At 67.7% G+C, this 15,980-nt stretch carries 14 protein-coding genes and 1 pseudogene; 5 read left to right on the plus strand and 10 right to left on the minus strand.

Annotation, left to right across the window (positions count from 1 at the left end; all coding sequences use genetic code 11):
* Positions 1-17: 17 nt before the first annotated feature.
* Positions 18-524 (minus strand): DUF2867 domain-containing protein, encoded by a 507-nt coding sequence (locus NSQ78_RS17700; protein WP_064239132.1) that lies wholly within the window; start codon positions 522-524, stop codon positions 18-20.
* Positions 521-1,183: a serine/threonine-protein kinase gene (locus NSQ78_RS17705; protein WP_057495206.1), complete on the minus strand. Its 663-nt coding sequence runs from the start codon at positions 1,181-1,183 to the stop codon at positions 521-523. The genes NSQ78_RS17700 and NSQ78_RS17705 overlap by 4 nt, the downstream gene beginning before the upstream one ends.
* Before the next feature lie 85 nt (positions 1,184-1,268).
* Here NSQ78_RS17705 and NSQ78_RS17710 point away from each other — a divergent pair, with 85 nt between their 5' ends.
* A complete protein-coding gene (locus NSQ78_RS17710) occupies positions 1,269-3,266 on the plus strand; it encodes a bifunctional DedA family/phosphatase PAP2 family protein (RefSeq protein ID WP_064239133.1) in 1,998 nt (665 codons plus the stop codon).
* 122 nt (positions 3,267-3,388) lie between these two features.
* On the opposite strand, the gene NSQ78_RS17715 is transcribed toward NSQ78_RS17710, so the two are convergent.
* From NSQ78_RS17715 to NSQ78_RS17725, 3 genes are all read right to left on the minus strand, one after another.
* Positions 3,389-3,967, minus strand: a complete 579-nt coding sequence (locus tag NSQ78_RS17715) for an LON peptidase substrate-binding domain-containing protein (RefSeq protein ID WP_049466652.1) — start codon at positions 3,965-3,967, stop codon at positions 3,389-3,391.
* Complete coding sequence (gene mpl, locus NSQ78_RS17720) at positions 3,964-5,328, minus strand: UDP-N-acetylmuramate:L-alanyl-gamma-D-glutamyl-meso-diaminopimelate ligase (protein WP_064239134.1); 1,365 nt, start codon at positions 5,326-5,328, stop codon at positions 3,964-3,966. The genes NSQ78_RS17715 and mpl overlap by 4 nt, the downstream gene beginning before the upstream one ends.
* A gap of 327 nt (positions 5,329-5,655) precedes the next feature.
* Positions 5,656-6,219, minus strand: coding sequence for an adenylate kinase (locus tag NSQ78_RS17725; protein ID WP_005419045.1), 564 nt, complete (start codon positions 6,217-6,219; stop codon positions 5,656-5,658).
* 136 nt (positions 6,220-6,355) lie between these two features.
* Between NSQ78_RS17725 and NSQ78_RS17730 the strand changes: the two genes are divergently transcribed.
* Both NSQ78_RS17730 and NSQ78_RS17735 read left to right on the plus strand, forming a co-directional pair.
* The gene (locus tag NSQ78_RS17730; RefSeq protein WP_064239135.1) at positions 6,356-7,612 is read left to right on the plus strand and encodes a 6-phosphofructokinase; all 1,257 of its coding nucleotides are present in this window, start codon (positions 6,356-6,358) and stop codon (positions 7,610-7,612) included.
* Positions 7,613-7,726: 114 nt separating this feature from the next.
* Positions 7,727-8,116, plus strand: a complete 390-nt coding sequence (locus NSQ78_RS17735; RefSeq protein WP_064239136.1) for a DUF488 family protein — start codon at positions 7,727-7,729, stop codon at positions 8,114-8,116.
* A 91-nt stretch (positions 8,117-8,207) separates the two neighbouring features.
* On the opposite strand, the gene NSQ78_RS17740 is transcribed toward NSQ78_RS17735, so the two are convergent.
* Positions 8,208-8,711: a hypothetical protein gene (locus tag NSQ78_RS17740; protein ID WP_049438804.1), complete on the minus strand. Its 504-nt coding sequence runs from the start codon at positions 8,709-8,711 to the stop codon at positions 8,208-8,210.
* A 310-nt stretch (positions 8,712-9,021) separates the two neighbouring features.
* Between NSQ78_RS17740 and NSQ78_RS17745 the strand changes: the two genes are divergently transcribed.
* Entirely contained in the window at positions 9,022-11,049 is a 2,028-nt protein-coding gene (locus NSQ78_RS17745; protein ID WP_064239137.1) for a sodium-translocating pyrophosphatase, read from the plus strand.
* A gap of 166 nt (positions 11,050-11,215) precedes the next feature.
* On the opposite strand, the pseudogene NSQ78_RS17750 reads toward NSQ78_RS17745, so the two are convergent.
* The 3 genes and pseudogenes from NSQ78_RS17750 to NSQ78_RS17760 form a co-directional block, all read right to left on the minus strand.
* Positions 11,216-11,377, minus strand: a pseudogene (locus tag NSQ78_RS17750) (tonB-system energizer ExbB); the annotation flags it as partial.
* A complete protein-coding gene (locus tag NSQ78_RS17755; RefSeq protein WP_057495212.1) occupies positions 11,364-11,831 on the minus strand; it encodes a YbaN family protein in 468 nt (155 codons plus the stop codon). The pseudogene NSQ78_RS17750 and the gene NSQ78_RS17755, both read right to left, overlap by 14 nt.
* A 31-nt stretch (positions 11,832-11,862) precedes the next feature.
* The gene (locus NSQ78_RS17760) at positions 11,863-12,450 is read right to left on the minus strand and encodes a biliverdin-producing heme oxygenase (protein ID WP_049466640.1); all 588 of its coding nucleotides are present in this window, start codon (positions 12,448-12,450) and stop codon (positions 11,863-11,865) included.
* A 106-nt stretch (positions 12,451-12,556) separates the two neighbouring features.
* Here NSQ78_RS17760 and NSQ78_RS17765 point away from each other — a divergent pair, with 106 nt between their 5' ends.
* The gene (locus NSQ78_RS17765) at positions 12,557-12,814 is read left to right on the plus strand and encodes a DUF2789 domain-containing protein (protein ID WP_049466637.1); all 258 of its coding nucleotides are present in this window, start codon (positions 12,557-12,559) and stop codon (positions 12,812-12,814) included.
* 78 nt (positions 12,815-12,892) lie between these two features.
* On the opposite strand, the gene NSQ78_RS17770 is transcribed toward NSQ78_RS17765, so the two are convergent.
* Positions 12,893-15,811, minus strand: coding sequence for a TonB-dependent receptor (locus tag NSQ78_RS17770; protein ID WP_064239138.1), 2,919 nt, complete (start codon positions 15,809-15,811; stop codon positions 12,893-12,895).
* Positions 15,812-15,980: the final 169 nt, after the last annotated feature.

A 15,980-nucleotide genomic window follows, 5' to 3' on the forward strand; every position in this document is an offset into this window, starting at 1 on the left:
CCACGCATGGCGTGGATCTACCGGTACCCCTGCACCTGCTTCCTCAGCAGATGCGGCACGATCTGCCGATGCACGGGTGCAACCGGCAGCATGTACATGCGCCCGAACGCGTTGTGCGTATGCACCACCGTTGCCACTTCCAGCACGTCGCCGTGCCACTGCAGGGCCAGCTGCACACGCAGGTGGCGATCGTCGTCTTCCAGCACGATGGCATCGTCATCCAGCGACTGCAGGGTGAAGATGCCCAGCCGCTGCCCGGGTTGAGGATCCGCAACACCCTGCACCGCACGCAACGAGCCCAGGTCCTTCATGCCGAGCAGGCGCATGCCGTGGTTGCGTAGCGCCATCAATCCGTCGAACCAGCCGGGAATGGTCGCGGCCATATCGCGATAGGCCCGCAAGGCCGAGCGTCCATCACGATGGGTCGTTGCCTGGCAGGCATGCACGAAGTCGGCGCCGGCCAGATGTGGGCGCAGGACACTGCCCGCGCTCGGCGGGCCGGTCACCACCTGCGCAGAGCTCACGGCTTCGGCCCCTGCCCCTCGTTGTCTTCCCAATGCAGGATGCGGCGGGTGACGAAGCGGTAGACCGGCTTGCCGGTGGCGAACCACAGTTCGCGCACCCACGAGGTGCGCTTGAGCACGCGCTTTTCCACCGGGGTGAGCGACTCGCGGCAGTACATGCGCTTGTGCTTGAGCAGGTGCCGCAGGTCCTCGCGGGCCAGCAGGCGCATCCAGCGCGAGCGCGGGTTGCCGATCACCGCCAGCTGGAAGTCGATCAATGCCGGACGGCCGTCCTCGGTCACCAGCCAGTTGGCTTCCTTGGCCAGATCGTTGTGGGCCACGCCATTGCGATGCAGCTGCTGCAGCAAGCGACGCGCGGCGCGGAACCAGGCCAGGTCGCCGCGGGGCGGACGCTGGTACATGGCGTCGCCGGCCATGAAGCTGCGGTCGAGATGACGGCCATCCCACGCCAGCAGCTGTGGCACATCGGCCATGCCATGGATATGGCGCAGCGCGCGTGCTTCGCGGCGGGCCAGCCACCAGGCCGGCAGCCGCAACCACAGTGGTGTGGCGCCCAGATCACGGCGCACGAAGGGACCGGCCGGCCCTTCCACAAGGAGGATGCGACCGAAGCTGTCGGCCTTCAAAGCATGCGGTGGAGTGTCTGGCGTATGCGGCATGACCCCATTCTAGGCGATGGCGATGGTTGCAAACGGTCACCAAGCGGCTGGGAACCAGTCACCTTCACGCCCCTATAATCGGGCAATGGACTCTTCATGGATCGACGCCACGCTCGCGTGGATTGCCGCTCACCCCGTGCTGGCGGGTGCCGTTATCTTCCTCATCGCCTTCTGCGACGCGGTGATCATTCTCGGTGCCATCGTACCGGCCCTGCCGCTGCTGTTCGCGGTGGGCGTGTTCATCGGCCTGGGCCAGATCTCCGGGCCGTACGCGGTGGCCGCCGCCGCACTGGGCGCATTCGCCGGTGATGGCATCAGTTACTGGATCGGGCGCCGCTGGGGTGACCGCCTGCGTGGCGTGTGGCCCTTCAGCCGTTACCCGCAGCTGCTCGACCGCGGCGAAAACCTGTTCCGCCGCAATGCCTTCAAGAGCATCCTGGTGGCACGCTACGTGGGCGCGATCCGGCCGTTCGTGCCGGCCATCGCGGGCATGATGAAAATGCCGGCCAGCCGCTACGTGCAGGCCAGTGGCATCGCCAGCATTTCGTGGGCGGTGTTGTTCCTGGCACCGGGCTGGGTGCTCGGCGAGGCCTACGACGCGGTGGCCGCAGTGGCCGGGCGACTGGTGGTGGTGGTCGGCCTGCTGGCAGTGATCCTCGGCCTGGTCTGGGCCATCGTGCTGTATGGCTACCGCTGGTCGGCCGCGCGCATGGACAACTGGCTGGCGCGGCTGCTGGACTGGTCCAACCGCCACCCGACACTGGGCCGCTATACCGTCGGTGTGCTGGACCCGAAGCGGCGCGAGTCGGTGCCGCTGGCGATGCTGGCGTTGATGCTGCTGGTGCTGGGCTGGGGCTGGTTCGCACTGCTGACCGTGGTGGTCGCGCACGGGGAACCGCTGGCGATCGACCTGCTGGTGCACCAGGCCATGCTGGCCCTGCGCAACCCGCTGGCCGATTACCCGATGGCCGCGCTGGCCTCGCTGGGCGCCTGGCAGGTACTGCTGCCGGCCACTGCGGCGGCGATGGGCTACCTGATCTGGCGCCGGCGCTGGATGGCGGCCGCGCACTGGCTGGCCGCGCTTGCCTTCGGCCTCGCATTGACCATGCTGCTCGGTGCCACCGTCGATGTGGTGCGCCCGGTCGACGCCAGCAGTGGCTTCGGCTTCCCGTCGGTGTCGGTGACGATGGCCACCATCACCTTCGGCTTCTTCGCAGTGCTGATCGCCCGCGAGATGCCCGGCCGCACCCGCGTCTGGCCGTACCTGGTGTCGGGCATCGTGGTCAGCCTGATCGGCTTCTCGCGCCTGTACCTGGGCGCGCATTGGCTGAGCGATGTGATCGGCGGCATGCTGTTCGGCACGTTCTGGCTGCTGGTGCTGGGCATCGCCTACCGCCGCCGCTTCAACCGCTCGTTCTGGGTGAAGCCGGTGGCGTGGCTGTTCTACGGTGTCTTTGCCGTGGCGGCGATGTGGTACGCGCCGCGCAACATCCCGGTGAAGCTGGAACGCTTCGAGCCGACCCTGCCGGCCGCGCAGGCGATGGACATGCAGGCCTGGTGGCAGCACGACTGGGCGACACTGCCGGCGCGCCGCAACGAGTTCGACGACGACCAGCGCTGGCCGCTGGACGTGCAGGTGGCGGGCCCGTTGACCCCGCTGCAGGCGCAGCTGGAAGCACGCGGCTGGAAGCGGCAGGAACAGGCCGGCTGGCAGGAAGCGCTGCTGATGCTGGACAAGAACACCGGCGCCGATGCGCTGCCGGTGCTGCCCGCCACGCTGGACACGCGCGTGGAGGCGCTGCTGATGGTGCGCCCGGGTACACACCGCGATGAGCGCTACGTACTGCGCCTGTGGCCGGCCCCTGCGCAGTTGCAACCGGGCAATACGCCGCTATGGCTGGGCAGTGCGCAGACCCTGCGCTACGAGCGCCACTTCGAATGGATCGGCATGTGGCATCCGCTGCGCGGCGTCGACCCGGCCTTGAATGCGGTGAAGGAGGCCGTGCAGGAGCTGCCGCAGCGCGAGGATGTGCACAGCGAAACCGGGTTGCCGGTGCTGCGGTTGAAGACTCCCACGCCCTGACGGGGCCGGTGCGCGATCACCCACTGTAGCGCCGGGCCCATGCCCGGCTGCGCTTCGCACGATCCAACACGCCGAGCATGGGCTCGGCGCTACAGTAGATCCACGCCATGCGTGGATGGCTGCTACGGCATCCAGCCCAGCAACTGCTGCAATCGCTGGTGCGGGTCGTCCATCTGCAGCAGCTGCAGGCGCTGCTGCTCGCTCAGCGGCAACAGCTCGGCCAACCGCCAGCCGACCCAGCTCGCTTGGTCCAGCAACGCCGGGTTGGACGGCGCATAGGCCTCGCCAGCCTGTTCGATGATGTGCCCCAGCACCGTGGCCAGCAGCGCGTGCTGCGGCCGCAGTTCGTCGTCGGGGTCCTCATCGCACCAACGCACGTCGGCCACCACCAGGCCGTTGTCGCGCACGCGGGTACGCTCGACATGGAAACGGCGGGTGCCGCGCAGGCGCAGCTGCAGCACGCCGTCGGCGCCGACATCGAAGTCTTCGATGCGCACCTGCACGCCAAAGGCGGCCGGCGTCGCCGGAGCGCCCACTTCCTGGCCGTCGAGGATCAGGCAGACACCAAATCCCTCACCGCTGCGGCCGCTGTCGCGGACCAGGTCCAGATAGCGGCGCTCGAACACGCGCAGGCCCACCGCTGCACCCGGCACCAGCGTGGTGTGCAGCGGGAACAGCGGCAGCGAGCCATCGCCGCTCATCGGGCCTGCAGCGCGGCGAGGAAGCGGCGCGGCGCGCCGTCGAAGCCACCGTTGGACATGAACACCACGTGGTCGCCACTGCGCACGCTGGACTGCAGCTGCGCCAGCAATGCGTCGGTATCCGGCACCGCGTGGGCGTCACCACGTACCGCAGCGATCACCGCAGCGGCATCCCACGCCAGTTCCGGGCGATGCAGGAACACCACTTCATCGGCCAGCGCCAGCGACGGTGCCAGCGCCTGTGCATGTGCGCCCAGCCGCATCGAGTTGCTGCGCGGTTCCATCGCAACCACGATGCGCGCATCGCCCACCTTGGCACGCAGGCCTTCCAGCGTGGTGGCGATTGCGGTCGGGTGGTGGGCGAAATCGTCGTAGACGGTGATGCCGTCATGGCTGCCGATCACTTCCATGCGGCGCTTGACGCTGCGGAAGCGCGCCAGCGCCGGGATCACCTCGGCCGGCGCCACGCCCACTGCATGCGCGGCGGCCAGCGCAGCCAACCCGTTGAGCACGTTGTGGCGGCCCAGCAGCGACCACTGCACGTCGCCCAGCGCCTGCCCACGATGGTGCACGCGGAACGCGCTGCCATCGGCGGCCAGCAGCTCGGCATGCCACTCCAGGGACGGATCGAAACCAAACCGCTCGACCGGGGTCCAGCAGCCCATCGCGAGCACTTCGGCCAGGTGCTGATCTTCGCCGTTGACGATCAGCCGCCCACGTGCGGGTACGGTACGCACCAGGTGGTGGAACTGGCGCTGGATCGCTGCCACGTCCGGGAAGATGTCGGCGTGGTCGTATTCAAGATTATTGAGGATGGCCACCAGCGGCCGGTAGTGCACGAACTTGCTGCGCTTGTCGAAGAAGGCCGTGTCGTACTCATCGGCTTCGACCACGAACTCGCGTCCCTGGCCCAGCCGCGCGGAGACGCCGAAATCCTCGGCGACGCCCCCGATCAGGAAGCCCGGCGAGCGCCCGGCGCTTTCCAGCAGCCAGGTGAGGATGGTGGTGGTGGTGGTCTTGCCATGGGTGCCGGCCACGGCCAGGGTGTCGCGGCCCGGCAACACCTGCTCGGACAGCCACTGCGCACCGGAGATATAGCGCTGGCCGGCATCGAGCACGGCTTCGACGGCCGCATTGCCGCGCGACAGCGCATTGCCGATCACCACCTCGTCGGTGCCGGCCGGCACGCTGTCGGCGCGGTAGCCCTGGTCCAGGGCGATGCCCAACTGTTCGAGCTGGGTCGACATCGGCGGATAGATGGCCTGGTCGCTGCCGCTGACGGCATGCCCGAGTTCACGCGCCAGGGCGGCCACGCCGCCCATGAAGGTGCCGGCGATTGCAAGGATATGTACGCTGCTCATGACCGAGGATTGTGACCGATGACGGCTGTATAGGGCCAATGTCCGCTATCGGGTAAGACAACCCCTACACGGGATGTGAGAAAACTCCAATCAGCTGTCAGGGAATTCCCGATAGCGATGTTCTGTGAACCCGGACACAATTCGAACTGCCAGCCGCAGTACCCGAACCGGTCCTACTCCCCAAGAGGCCATCCCCAAGGGAGCTCATGCTGCGGGGCCCTGAGCAAGCCCTTCGCTGGCGCCTATCAAACGACACAGGCCTGATCCTCGCGGACCAGGCCTGTGTTTTTTGCGCCCGCAGGGCCAGCAGCACGCGGCCCTGCCAGATCAGGCCTTGATCGCTGCCAGGATGCGGGCTTCGATCTCGTCCAGCTCGCCGACGCCATCGACGCGGGCCAGGGTGCCACGGCCGGCGTAGAAGTCGACCACCGGGGCGGTCTGGTCGTTGTAGACCTGCAGGCGCTGGCGCACTGCTTCCGGGTTGTCATCGGCGCGGCCCTGCTCCTTGGCACGACCGGCAATGCGGTCCACCAGCAGCTCGGTGGGCACATCCAGCTGCACCACCGCGTCCAGCGGCTGGCCGATCTTGGCCAGCAGGCCGTCCATCGCATTGGCCTGGGCCACGTTGCGCGGATAACCATCGAGGATGAAGCCCTTGGCGACATCGGCCTGGGTCAGGCGCGACTCCAGCATGCCCAGCAGGATGTCGTCCGACACCAGGTTGCCGGCATCCATCACCGTCTTGGCCTGCTTGCCCAGCTCGGTGCCGGCGGCGATTTCCGCGCGCAGCATGTCACCGGTCGAAATGTGGGCGATCCCCAGCTTTTCCTTCAGGCGCGTCGCCTGTGTCCCCTTGCCCGAACCGGGCGGTCCCAACAGAACCAATCGCATTGACCTGACTCCAACGTGTTGAAAACAAAGAAGGTTCGCGTCCCGGACGGTCCGGTATCGCTGCACCGCAATAGCGCCACTTTACCGCATCCGGGTAATGTCCCTGCAATGTCCCTTCCCCCGAACAGGTAGAAGCATGCGCAACGGTACCCTCCTTTATGCCCAGTCCGGCGGTGTCACCGCCGTCATCAATGCGACGGCGGCGGCGGTGATCGAGCAGGCCCGGGCCAAGGGCATCAAGGTCCTGGCCGCCCGCAACGGCATCCTCGGCGCGCTGCGCGAGGAGCTGATCGACACCAGCAAGGAGAGCGCCGCCGCGATCCGTGCGCTCGCCCATACCCCGGGCGGGGCCTTCGGTTCGTGCCGGGTCAAGCTGAAGTCGCTGGACGCCGACCGCGCCCGCTATGACCGCCTGCTGGAGGTGCTGCGCGCGCATGACGTGCGCTGGTTCCTCTACAACGGTGGCAACGACTCGGCCGATACCGCGCTGAAGGTCTCGCAGCTGGCCAAGGCCTCCGGCTACGACCTGACCTGCATCGGCGTGCCCAAGACCATCGACAACGATCTGGCGGTGACCGACACCTGCCCTGGCTTCGGCTCCGCCGCCAAGTACACCGCCGTGTCGGTGCGCGAAGCAGCACTGGACGTCGCGGCGATGGCCGAAACGTCGACCCGTGTCTTCATCTACGAAGCGATGGGCCGACACGCCGGCTGGCTGGCCGCGGCCGCCGGCCTGGCTGGCGACGGTGATGACGAAGCGCCGCACATCATCCTGCTGCCCGAGCGCGCCTACGACGAGGCCGCATTCCTGGCCAAGGTGAAGGCGGTGGTCGAGCGCGTCGGCTACTGCGTGGTGGTGGCCTCGGAGGGCATTGCCACCGCCGATGGCCGCTTCGTTGCCGATGCCGGCGGTGGCAAGGACTCGTTCGGGCATGCGCAGCTGGGCGGCGTGGCCGCGCACCTGGCCGGCCGGGTCAAGGATCAGCTGGGCCTGAAGGTGCACTGGGCACTGCCCGACTACCTGCAACGCTCGGCCCGCCACCTGGCCAGCAGGACCGACTGGGAGCAGGCGCAGGCGGTGGGCAAGGCCGCGGTGCAGCTGGCACTGAAGGGCCAGAATGGCGTGATGCCGGTGATCGTGCGCAGCAGCGATGCACCGTATCGCTGGAAGATCGAAGCCGCGCCGTTGTCGAAGATCGCCAACCACGAGAAGAAGATGCCGGCCGGTTTCATCCGCCGCGATGGCTTCGGCATCACGGCCAAGGCGCGCGCCTACCTGTCACCGCTGATCAAGGGCGAAGCACCGCTGCCGTATGGCACCGATGGCCTGCCCAAGTACGTGACACTGAAGAATGTGGCGGTGAAGCAGAAGCTGCCGGCCTTCGAGGGCTGACCCCTAAAAAGGGGACGGAGGGGATTAAGTCGCATAGGCCCCTCCGTGCCCCTCGGCGTCAGCAACGGGCCGGATACGACTTAATCCCCTCCGTCCCCTTTTTGGAGAGATGGCATGGCACTGCGTGTTGTTCGACTGGGTACGCCGCGCCAACCCGGCGAGGGGCTGCGCATCGGCACGGTGCGGCGGCCGCCGCGGGGCGTGCCACGCAGCGAGTTCGCCCGACAGGACTGGTACGACGTCTGGTTCCCGACCCTTTCACCCAGCGCGGCGCTGGTGAAGCAGGCGCATGAGGCGAAAACGGCCGCCGACTGGAACGCGTTCTTCCGCCACTACACGACCGAGATGAAGGCCCCGGATGCGGCCCACGCGCTGAACCTGCTCGCCGCGATGTCGCAGCACAGCGACATCAGCGTGGGGTGCTATTGCGAGGATGAGGCGCACTGCCACCGCAAGGCGCTGCGCGAGCTGCTGGTGGCGCGCGGGGCGACGCTGGCGGAGTGAAGATGACGGGATGCCGGCCAGCGGCCGGCACTACCCAGGTCTCCCTTCCAGTAGATCCACGCCCTGCGTGGATTCGCGCTGCTGGACGGCCTCAATTGCAGGCCTTGCCTTCCATCTGCAACTGCGCGGCGAACATCGTCACCTGCGGAATCTGCCCGGCCGCGGCCTGCTTCTTCGCCTCCTCCAGGTAGATGCGCGACTGGCCCTGGCCGTCCAGCTCGACCTTGTTGCTCGACGGCAGGCGCCACACCCGCACCACGGCCTGCTGGGCCGGGCACGCCGCGTTCGGCACGCGGATCACATCGTTGAGTTTCCAGCCCTTGTCCGCACTTGGCTGCGCCTTGGTGTAATCGACGAAGCGCGCGCGTGGCTGGCACTGTTCGCTGGTACGCACGGCAGAGAAGCGGTACGGCGCGGCGGCATCGCCGGTGAACGCACCTTCCAGCCGCGCGCAGGCCTCGGGGATCTGGCGCAACGTATGCACCGCACCCACCGCCTGGGGCGCGCCCACGGCACGCTGCAGTTCCGGGGTTTCCGCAGCGAATGCCGGCACGGCCGGGACCAGGGCGGCAAGCATCAACAGGGACAGGCGCATGTGGGATCTCCTACGGGACTGTGCGCAGGCTTGCAGAGACTGGCTTAACGGGGCGCAAAGGCCGGATGGCTCTCGGATCGTGCCCACGGCCCGGCGGCAGGGCCCGCGCGCTCGTAGAGGCCAGTCGAGCATGGCTCGACTCTACAAGTGGCGGCACGCATACTGCGGGCACCAGGGAATGCTGAACACCGCCATACGTCGGACGACCGCCAAGGTCGGTACGGGTTGGTTCCAGGCTGCAGCCCGTCGTCCCCCTCGTGGTGCCGTTCATCGCCACTGGATGCCTACATCCATTCTGCGGAGGGGTCTAATGCTGGAACGTCACGGGCTGTCATTGGCGCTGGGCTGCGCCATTCTCGCGATCCTGTTCGGAATCGTCTCGGCGCGCTGGATCCTGCGCCAACCCACCGGCAATGAGCGCATGGTCGCGATCGCCACCGCGATCCAGGAGGGCGCGCGCGCCTACCTCAACCGCCAGTACCTGACCATCGGCATCGCCGGCGTGGTGCTGTTCGTGCTGGTCGGCATCTTCCTCAGCTGGTACACCGCGATTGGTTTTGCGGTGGGCGCAGTGCTGTCCGGCGCAGCCGGCTACATCGGCATGAACGTGTCGGTACGCGCCAACGTGCGCACGGCCGAAGCTGCACGCCATGGCATCAGCGCGGCGATGGACGTCGCCTTCCGCGGTGGCGCGATCACCGGCATGCTGGTGGTCGGGCTGGGCCTGCTGGGCGTGGCCGGCTACTACGCGTTGCTGCTGCGCCTGGGTCTGCCGAGGGAGCAGGCGCTGCATGCGCTGGTCGGCCTGGCCTTCGGTTCCTCGCTGATCTCGATCTTCGCGCGGCTGGGGGGTGGCATCTTCACCAAGGGCGCCGATGTCGGCGCCGATCTGGTCGGCAAGGTTGAAGCCGGCATTCCCGAGGACGACCCGCGCAACCCGGCGGTGATCGCCGACAACGTCGGTGACAACGTCGGCGATTGCGCCGGCATGGCCGCCGACCTGTTCGAAACCTATGCGGTCACCGTCATCGCCACCATGCTGCTGGGCAGCCTGATGCTGGCCGAAGCCGGTGCCAATGCCGTGCTCTACCCACTGGTGCTGGGCGGCGTGTCGATCATCGCCTCGATCATCGGTGCGCTGTTCGTCAAGGTGAAGCCGGGCGGCTCGATCATGGGCGCGCTGTACAAGGGCGTGATCGTCTCCGGCGTGCTGGCCGCGATTGCCTTCTACCCGATCACCACCGGCCTGATGTCGGACAACGTACATGGGCCGATGGCGCTGTACGGCTGCGCGCTGATCGGGCTGCTCCTGACCGGCCTGATCGTGTGGATCACCGAGTACTACACCGGCACCCAGTACAAGCCGGTGCAGCACGTGGCACAGGCCTCGACCACCGGCCACGGCACCAACATCATCGCCGGCCTCGGCATCTCGATGAAGTCCACCGCGCTGCCGGTGGTGGCGGTGTGTGCGGCAATCTGGGGCGCGTTCGCGCTGGGGGGCCTGTACGGCATCGCCATCGCCGCCACCGCGATGCTGTCGATGGCCGGCATGATCGTCGCCCTCGACGCCTACGGTCCGATCACCGACAACGCCGGCGGCATCGCTGAAATGGCCGAGCTGCCTTCCGAGATCCGCGACATCACCGATCCGCTGGATGCGGTGGGCAACACCACCAAGGCGGTGACCAAGGGCTATGCGATCGGCTCGGCGGCACTGGCCGCGCTCGTGCTGTTCGCCGACTACACGCACAACCTGCAGGCCGCGCATCCCGGACAGGAATTCCGCTTCGACCTCAGCGACCACACGGTGATCATCGGCCTGCTGATCGGCGGCCTGATTCCGTACCTGTTCGGTGCGATGGCGATGGAAGCGGTCGGCCGCGCGGCGGGCGCAGTGGTGGAAGAAGTGCGCCGCCAGTTCCGCGAGATCCCCGGCATCATCCAGGGCACCGGCAAGCCGCAGTACGACAAGGCGGTGGACATGCTGACCCGGTCGGCGATCCGCGAAATGATCGTGCCGTCATTGCTGCCGGTGGCGGTGCCGGTGGTGGTCGGCCTGCTGCTGGGGCCCCGCGCGCTGGGCGGCCTGCTGATCGGCACGATCGTGACCGGCCTGTTCGTAGCCATTTCGATGACCACCGGCGGCGGCGCCTGGGACAACGCCAAGAAGTACATCGAGGACGGCCACTTCGGCGGCAAGGGCAGCGAAGCGCACAAGGCTGCGGTGACCGGCGATACCGTCGGTGACCCGTACAAGGACACCGCCGGCCCGGCGATCAATCCGCTGATCAAGATCATCAACATCGTGGCGCTGCTGCTGGTGCCGTTGTTGTAGGTCCACGCGATGCGTGGATGGCAGGCTTGACGGGGTCAGAGCCCTTTCCTGCGGAAAGGGATCCGACCCCGACGGCGGTCAGCGGCCACGCAGGAAGAACGAAACCGGCACGGGCCAGCGGTGCGGCCACCATGAAGATGCGGCGCGCTCGCCGGGCAGGCTCGGCGCGGGCCAGTTCGCAGCCCTTGGCCAGCAGCACGGCCCAGGTCGCCAGCGAGGCCAGGGCCAGCGCGATCATCACCGACTTCACCACTACGTCGGCGGCCAGGTACATGCCCCACGGCGTCAATGCGGGCGTGGCCACAGGGGCCAGGTCAGCAGGCAGCATCGTTCCGGGTTCCCTCATCGCCCGGGGGCGCGGCGCGGTGCCGGGCCGCGCGCGGGTCCGTGGCATCGTCCACTTCCACGACCGGAGGGGACTCCAGACGCGGTGCTGGCCGGCTGAGCACGTAGCCAGCGCTGGCCGCAAAGAACAGGCCCACGCCCAGCAGCAGGCGCCATGACGGCTGCGCGCCCCAGCAGAACAACACAAAGCCCAGCGCCATCCCTGCACTGGCGAACGCCTTGCCCTTGCGCGACACCGCGCCCTGCTCGCGCCACAGCCGCAGCGACGGGCCATAGCGCGGATGTGCGAGCAGGCGCTGCTCGAACTTCGGCGAGCTGCGCGCGAAGCAACCTACGGCCAGGATCAGGAAGATGGTGGTGGGCATCACCGGCAGCAACGCGCCGATCACCCCGAGGCCGACCATCACCCAGCCCAGCGCGAACCAGAGCCAGCGCATCAGCGCGGTCTCCGTGCGCAGACGTGGCACATCAGTCGAATTCCGCTTCGACATGGCCGTGCACGCTGCGGAACGCGGCATCGGCGGCGTCGATCACCTGCTGTTCCTGCTCGGCGCTCAGCGCAACCGCGTCCAGCGCAGCGGTGAACTCGCGCCAGTGGCGCGCGGCGCCATCCGGATGCGCGGCCAGGTGGCGGGCGCCGAAATCACGATCTAGCCCGAGCCTGGCAGCCATCTTGTACAGCACGGTGCCGCCCAGGTTGGAGCCTTCGGCCACGTACAGCCAGCCGAGGGCTGCCGGCAGCGCCAGATCCGAGGGCAGTGCGGCGATGTCTGCGCCCGGGAGCGCCTGCTCCAGGTCCTGCAGATCGCGGGCAACCTGGGCCAGGCGGCGGCGCTCGCCCAGGCCGGGCAGCAGCGCGTCCAGCGCAGGGTTGGCGTACAGCGCATCAATGCTGCGGTGGAAGCGGTACTGCACGCGCAGGAAACGGGCGAAGTTGCTGCGGTCGGCGAAGATGTCGCCGGCCATGATGCGCTTGTCCAGGGCAGCGTGACTGTCGCGGGTGGCGGCCTTGAGCCGTAGGCTGCGGCTGTCTTCGGGAGCGAGGTATGCGTTCATGGGGAATGCCAGGGAGTCGTCGTGCTGTAGACGTTTGCCACGGGGCTTTCCCCAAGGCGGTGGATACCGATAATGGACTATCCCTTCTTGCTGCAGGACACCGCTGATGATCACCACCGAACCGCGCATGACCAACCTGTTCCTCCAACTGGGCCTGGACGCCAGCGCCGAGGGCATCGCCCGCTTCATCCGCGAGCACCAGCTGGCCACCGACGTGGACGTGGTCGAGGCGCCCTACTGGACCGACGCCCAGCGCCAGTTCCTGTCCGAGTCGCTGCAGGCTGATGCGGCATGGACCACCGTGGTGGACGAGCTGAACGAGTCGCTGCACGAGGACGCCGTGAAGGCGGCGACGGGGCTGTAAGCGGGGTATCCCGCGCTGTTGGGGTCAGAGCCCTTTCCGCAGGAAAGGGATCCGACCCCATCGCTCATCCATGATCGGTCAGTACTTCCAGGTCAGCGCCAGCCGCGCTGTGCGGCCCGGGGCCGGCATCACGCCCAACGCCAGCGGATCCAGGTAGTAGCGGTCGGTCAGGTTGTCCACGCCGGCGTCGAACGACAGCTGGTCGTTGAAGCGCCAGCTGGCGAACAGATCCACCAGCGTGGTTGGCCGGTACAGCTGCTGGATCGCCGACAGGCCGACGTTCCAGTCCTTGTCGAGCGCGCTGATCGGGCCGGCGTTGTGGACCACGCGGGTGCCGAAGGTCAGGCGCTCGTCGAACAGGCGTGAGCCCAGGGTCAGGTTGACCATGTAGCGCGGCGGGTTCTGTGTGTTGGTGTACGACCCCTCGAAGCCGCCGTCCACGCAGTCGGGCGTGTGGGCCAGCTCATCGTTCCTGCGCTGTGCGCCATAGGCCCGGCGCTCGGCGGCGATGTCTGGCGCGCAGGTCTTGGCCTTGAAGTAATAATGGGCGGACAGGTCGGCAAACACCCTGCCGCTGTCATAGCTGGACTGGAACTCCATGCCCGAGACCTTGAACTGGTCCACGTTGCGGATCAGGCCGGCCGACAGCGTGCGGTAATCGCGGGTGATCAGGTCGTCGATGCGGGTATCGAAATACGCCAGCTTCAGCGCCAGGCGGTCGCCGGCAGTGAACAGGTCGTAGCGGAGGGTGCTGGCGCCGATTTCCCAGCTGCGCGCACGCTCCGGCTTGAGCTCACCCACCGGTTTGGCGGCGGTGAACAGGCCCAGCGTGGTCTCGAACAGGCTCGGCAGCTTGGTGCCTTCGGCGTACTTGACGTAGACCAGGGTGTCTTCGCTGAAGCGGTAGGCCACGCTGGCGGTGGGCGAGAACGCGGAGTCGCGGCGGCGGATCGGCTGCGACCAGCTCCAGCTGACCGGCACCTCCAGGTCCTGCGCCTTGCCGGCGTCGTAGAAGTTCCAGCCGGCGATGTCGGCCACCGTGCCCTTCTTGTACGGCGAGGCCAGCAGCGAGGCCTGGGTGAAGTTGCCGTTGGCATCCGGATACCAGTTCAGCAACGCGATGCGCTTGGCGCGCCACGACGGCAGTGCCGGGTTGCCGTTGAGCAGCTCGGTGTAGCGGTACTGGCCCTGCACCGCGTAGGCTTCGGGCGTGGCCAAGCGGTTGCGGTCGTGCACCTCCACGCGGTTCCAGCGGCCGCCGGCCAGCAGTTCCCAATGTTCATCGGGCTGCCACTTCAGCGAGGCCACGGCGCTGTACTCCTTGCGCTCGGCGTTGCGCAGGAAGCGGTTGTTGACCAGGTCGTCGTGCTTGATCGGGCCCGAGCTGCCCGGCGCGATGTCTTCGTCGCTGTAGGACAGGCCGTAGTCGAGCGTGAACGCACCGGCGCGGGTGTCGAACGTCGAGGTGTTGCTGGCATCCAGGTTGAAGCGCTTCTGCCGCAGCGGGTTCCGGTAGGCATCCTTGTAGCCGGGATCGCCACTGAAGCTGGGCGCGTCGTACCACTCGGTGCGGCGATCGAAGTACCACGGCGTGATGCCGGTCAGGCTGTTGTACATCACGCTGTCGGTATCGGTGTAGGCGGCATTGATGCGCAGGTCGACCCGCTCACTGTCCGGGTTGAAGCGGTAGCGCAGGCTGTAGCTGTCCATGTCGACGTGGCCCGGATCCCACTGCGGAATGCGGTCACGATCCACCCGGATGATCTGCGAGGCCATGATCTCGCCGGCGGTGCCTTCATAACGGCGGTAACCGGCCTCCAGCGTCTGCGCGTCGTCGATGTGCCAGGTGCCCTTGAGCAGCGCCGACTTCGAGCGCGAGGAGGTGTTGAACACCTCGGTACGCGGCGGATTCAACGGCGCCAGGGTGCGACGGGTCTGCGGGAAATCGTCGTAGCCATGCCTGCCCGAGAAGTAGTTGCCATTGTCGCGGTAAGCGTAGGCAGCGACCAGATCGAAGCGGTCCCAATGACCGGCGGCAGCCACGTTGAAGAACTGGCTGCCGGTGGCGCTGCGATCGGTGCGGGGCGCCGCACTGTAGGACGGCAGGTTGTTGGCACTGCCATTGGCCAGGCCACCGCGCACGCGCACGCCGACGTCGCGGCCCTCGCGCAGCACGTCGCCGATCTTCAACGTCTCCATCTCGACCACGCCGCCGATGCCACCGGAGGCGTTGGCCTGCAGGCTCGGGCCCTTGCTGATGGTCAGGCTGGAGATCAGATCCGGGTCGAGGTAGGTGCGCTGCGACTGGCCCGCATAGCCGCGGTAGGTGTCCATGCTGGACTGACCGCCATCGATGATCACCGGCACACGGCCCTGGCCCTGGATGCCGCGGATGTTGACGTCGAAGCCGTTGCCCACGCGCGGATCACCGGCGGTGACACCGGCCACGCCCTTGATGATGTCGCCATTGGAGGTACCACGGAAACGCTCCAGGTGCGCGCGGCTGAGCGTGGTGGTGGAGCCCACGCTGCGGTAGCTGTCGAGCAGGCGTGCTTCATCACTGCTCGCGCCGCTGTCGACCCGGTCGCCGGCCACGCTCAGTGTGTCGGTGACGATCACTTCACTGTCCGCCTGCGCCAGCGTCGTCGCTTCCAGGGTGACGGCCTCTGCGCCGACCCGGCGCACCGCCAGGCCGCTGCCCTGCAGCAGCTGTTGCAACGCCTGGTGCGCCGGAAGGCTGCCACTGACCGCGCGGGAGGTTACGCCACGTGCCAGCGCAGCGGGGTAGACCACCTGCACGCCGGACTGGCGCATGTAGCTGCGCAGCGCCTCATCCAGTGGTTGCGCGGGAATGTCGAAGCGCTGCACGACAGCGTGGTCACTGCCGGCACTCTGGGCCAAGGCGGCCGGCGCAGCAGTGGCCAGGCCGGCGGCGAGCAGCGCGATGCACAGGCGGGACGGGCACAGCACGCGGCCCGAGCGGTGGAAGTTGTACATGGGAAACCTGTCAGGTAATCGGTGCCGCGAGCGCGGCGTCATCCGCAGCACGGACGGACACGGCGACGTACGTGGCGGCGGCGTGTACGTTCGCGGGGTAAGACGGCTGGGCGCGCGACAGCCCCAAGAGCGATGTGTGGTCGCGGCAGGTGCCGACCGTTGGCCGGCA

The sequence above is a fragment of the Stenotrophomonas sp. FSL W7-1447 genome, from assembly GCF_037966425.1.
GTDB classification, from domain to species: domain Bacteria; phylum Pseudomonadota; class Gammaproteobacteria; order Xanthomonadales; family Xanthomonadaceae; genus Stenotrophomonas; species Stenotrophomonas pavanii.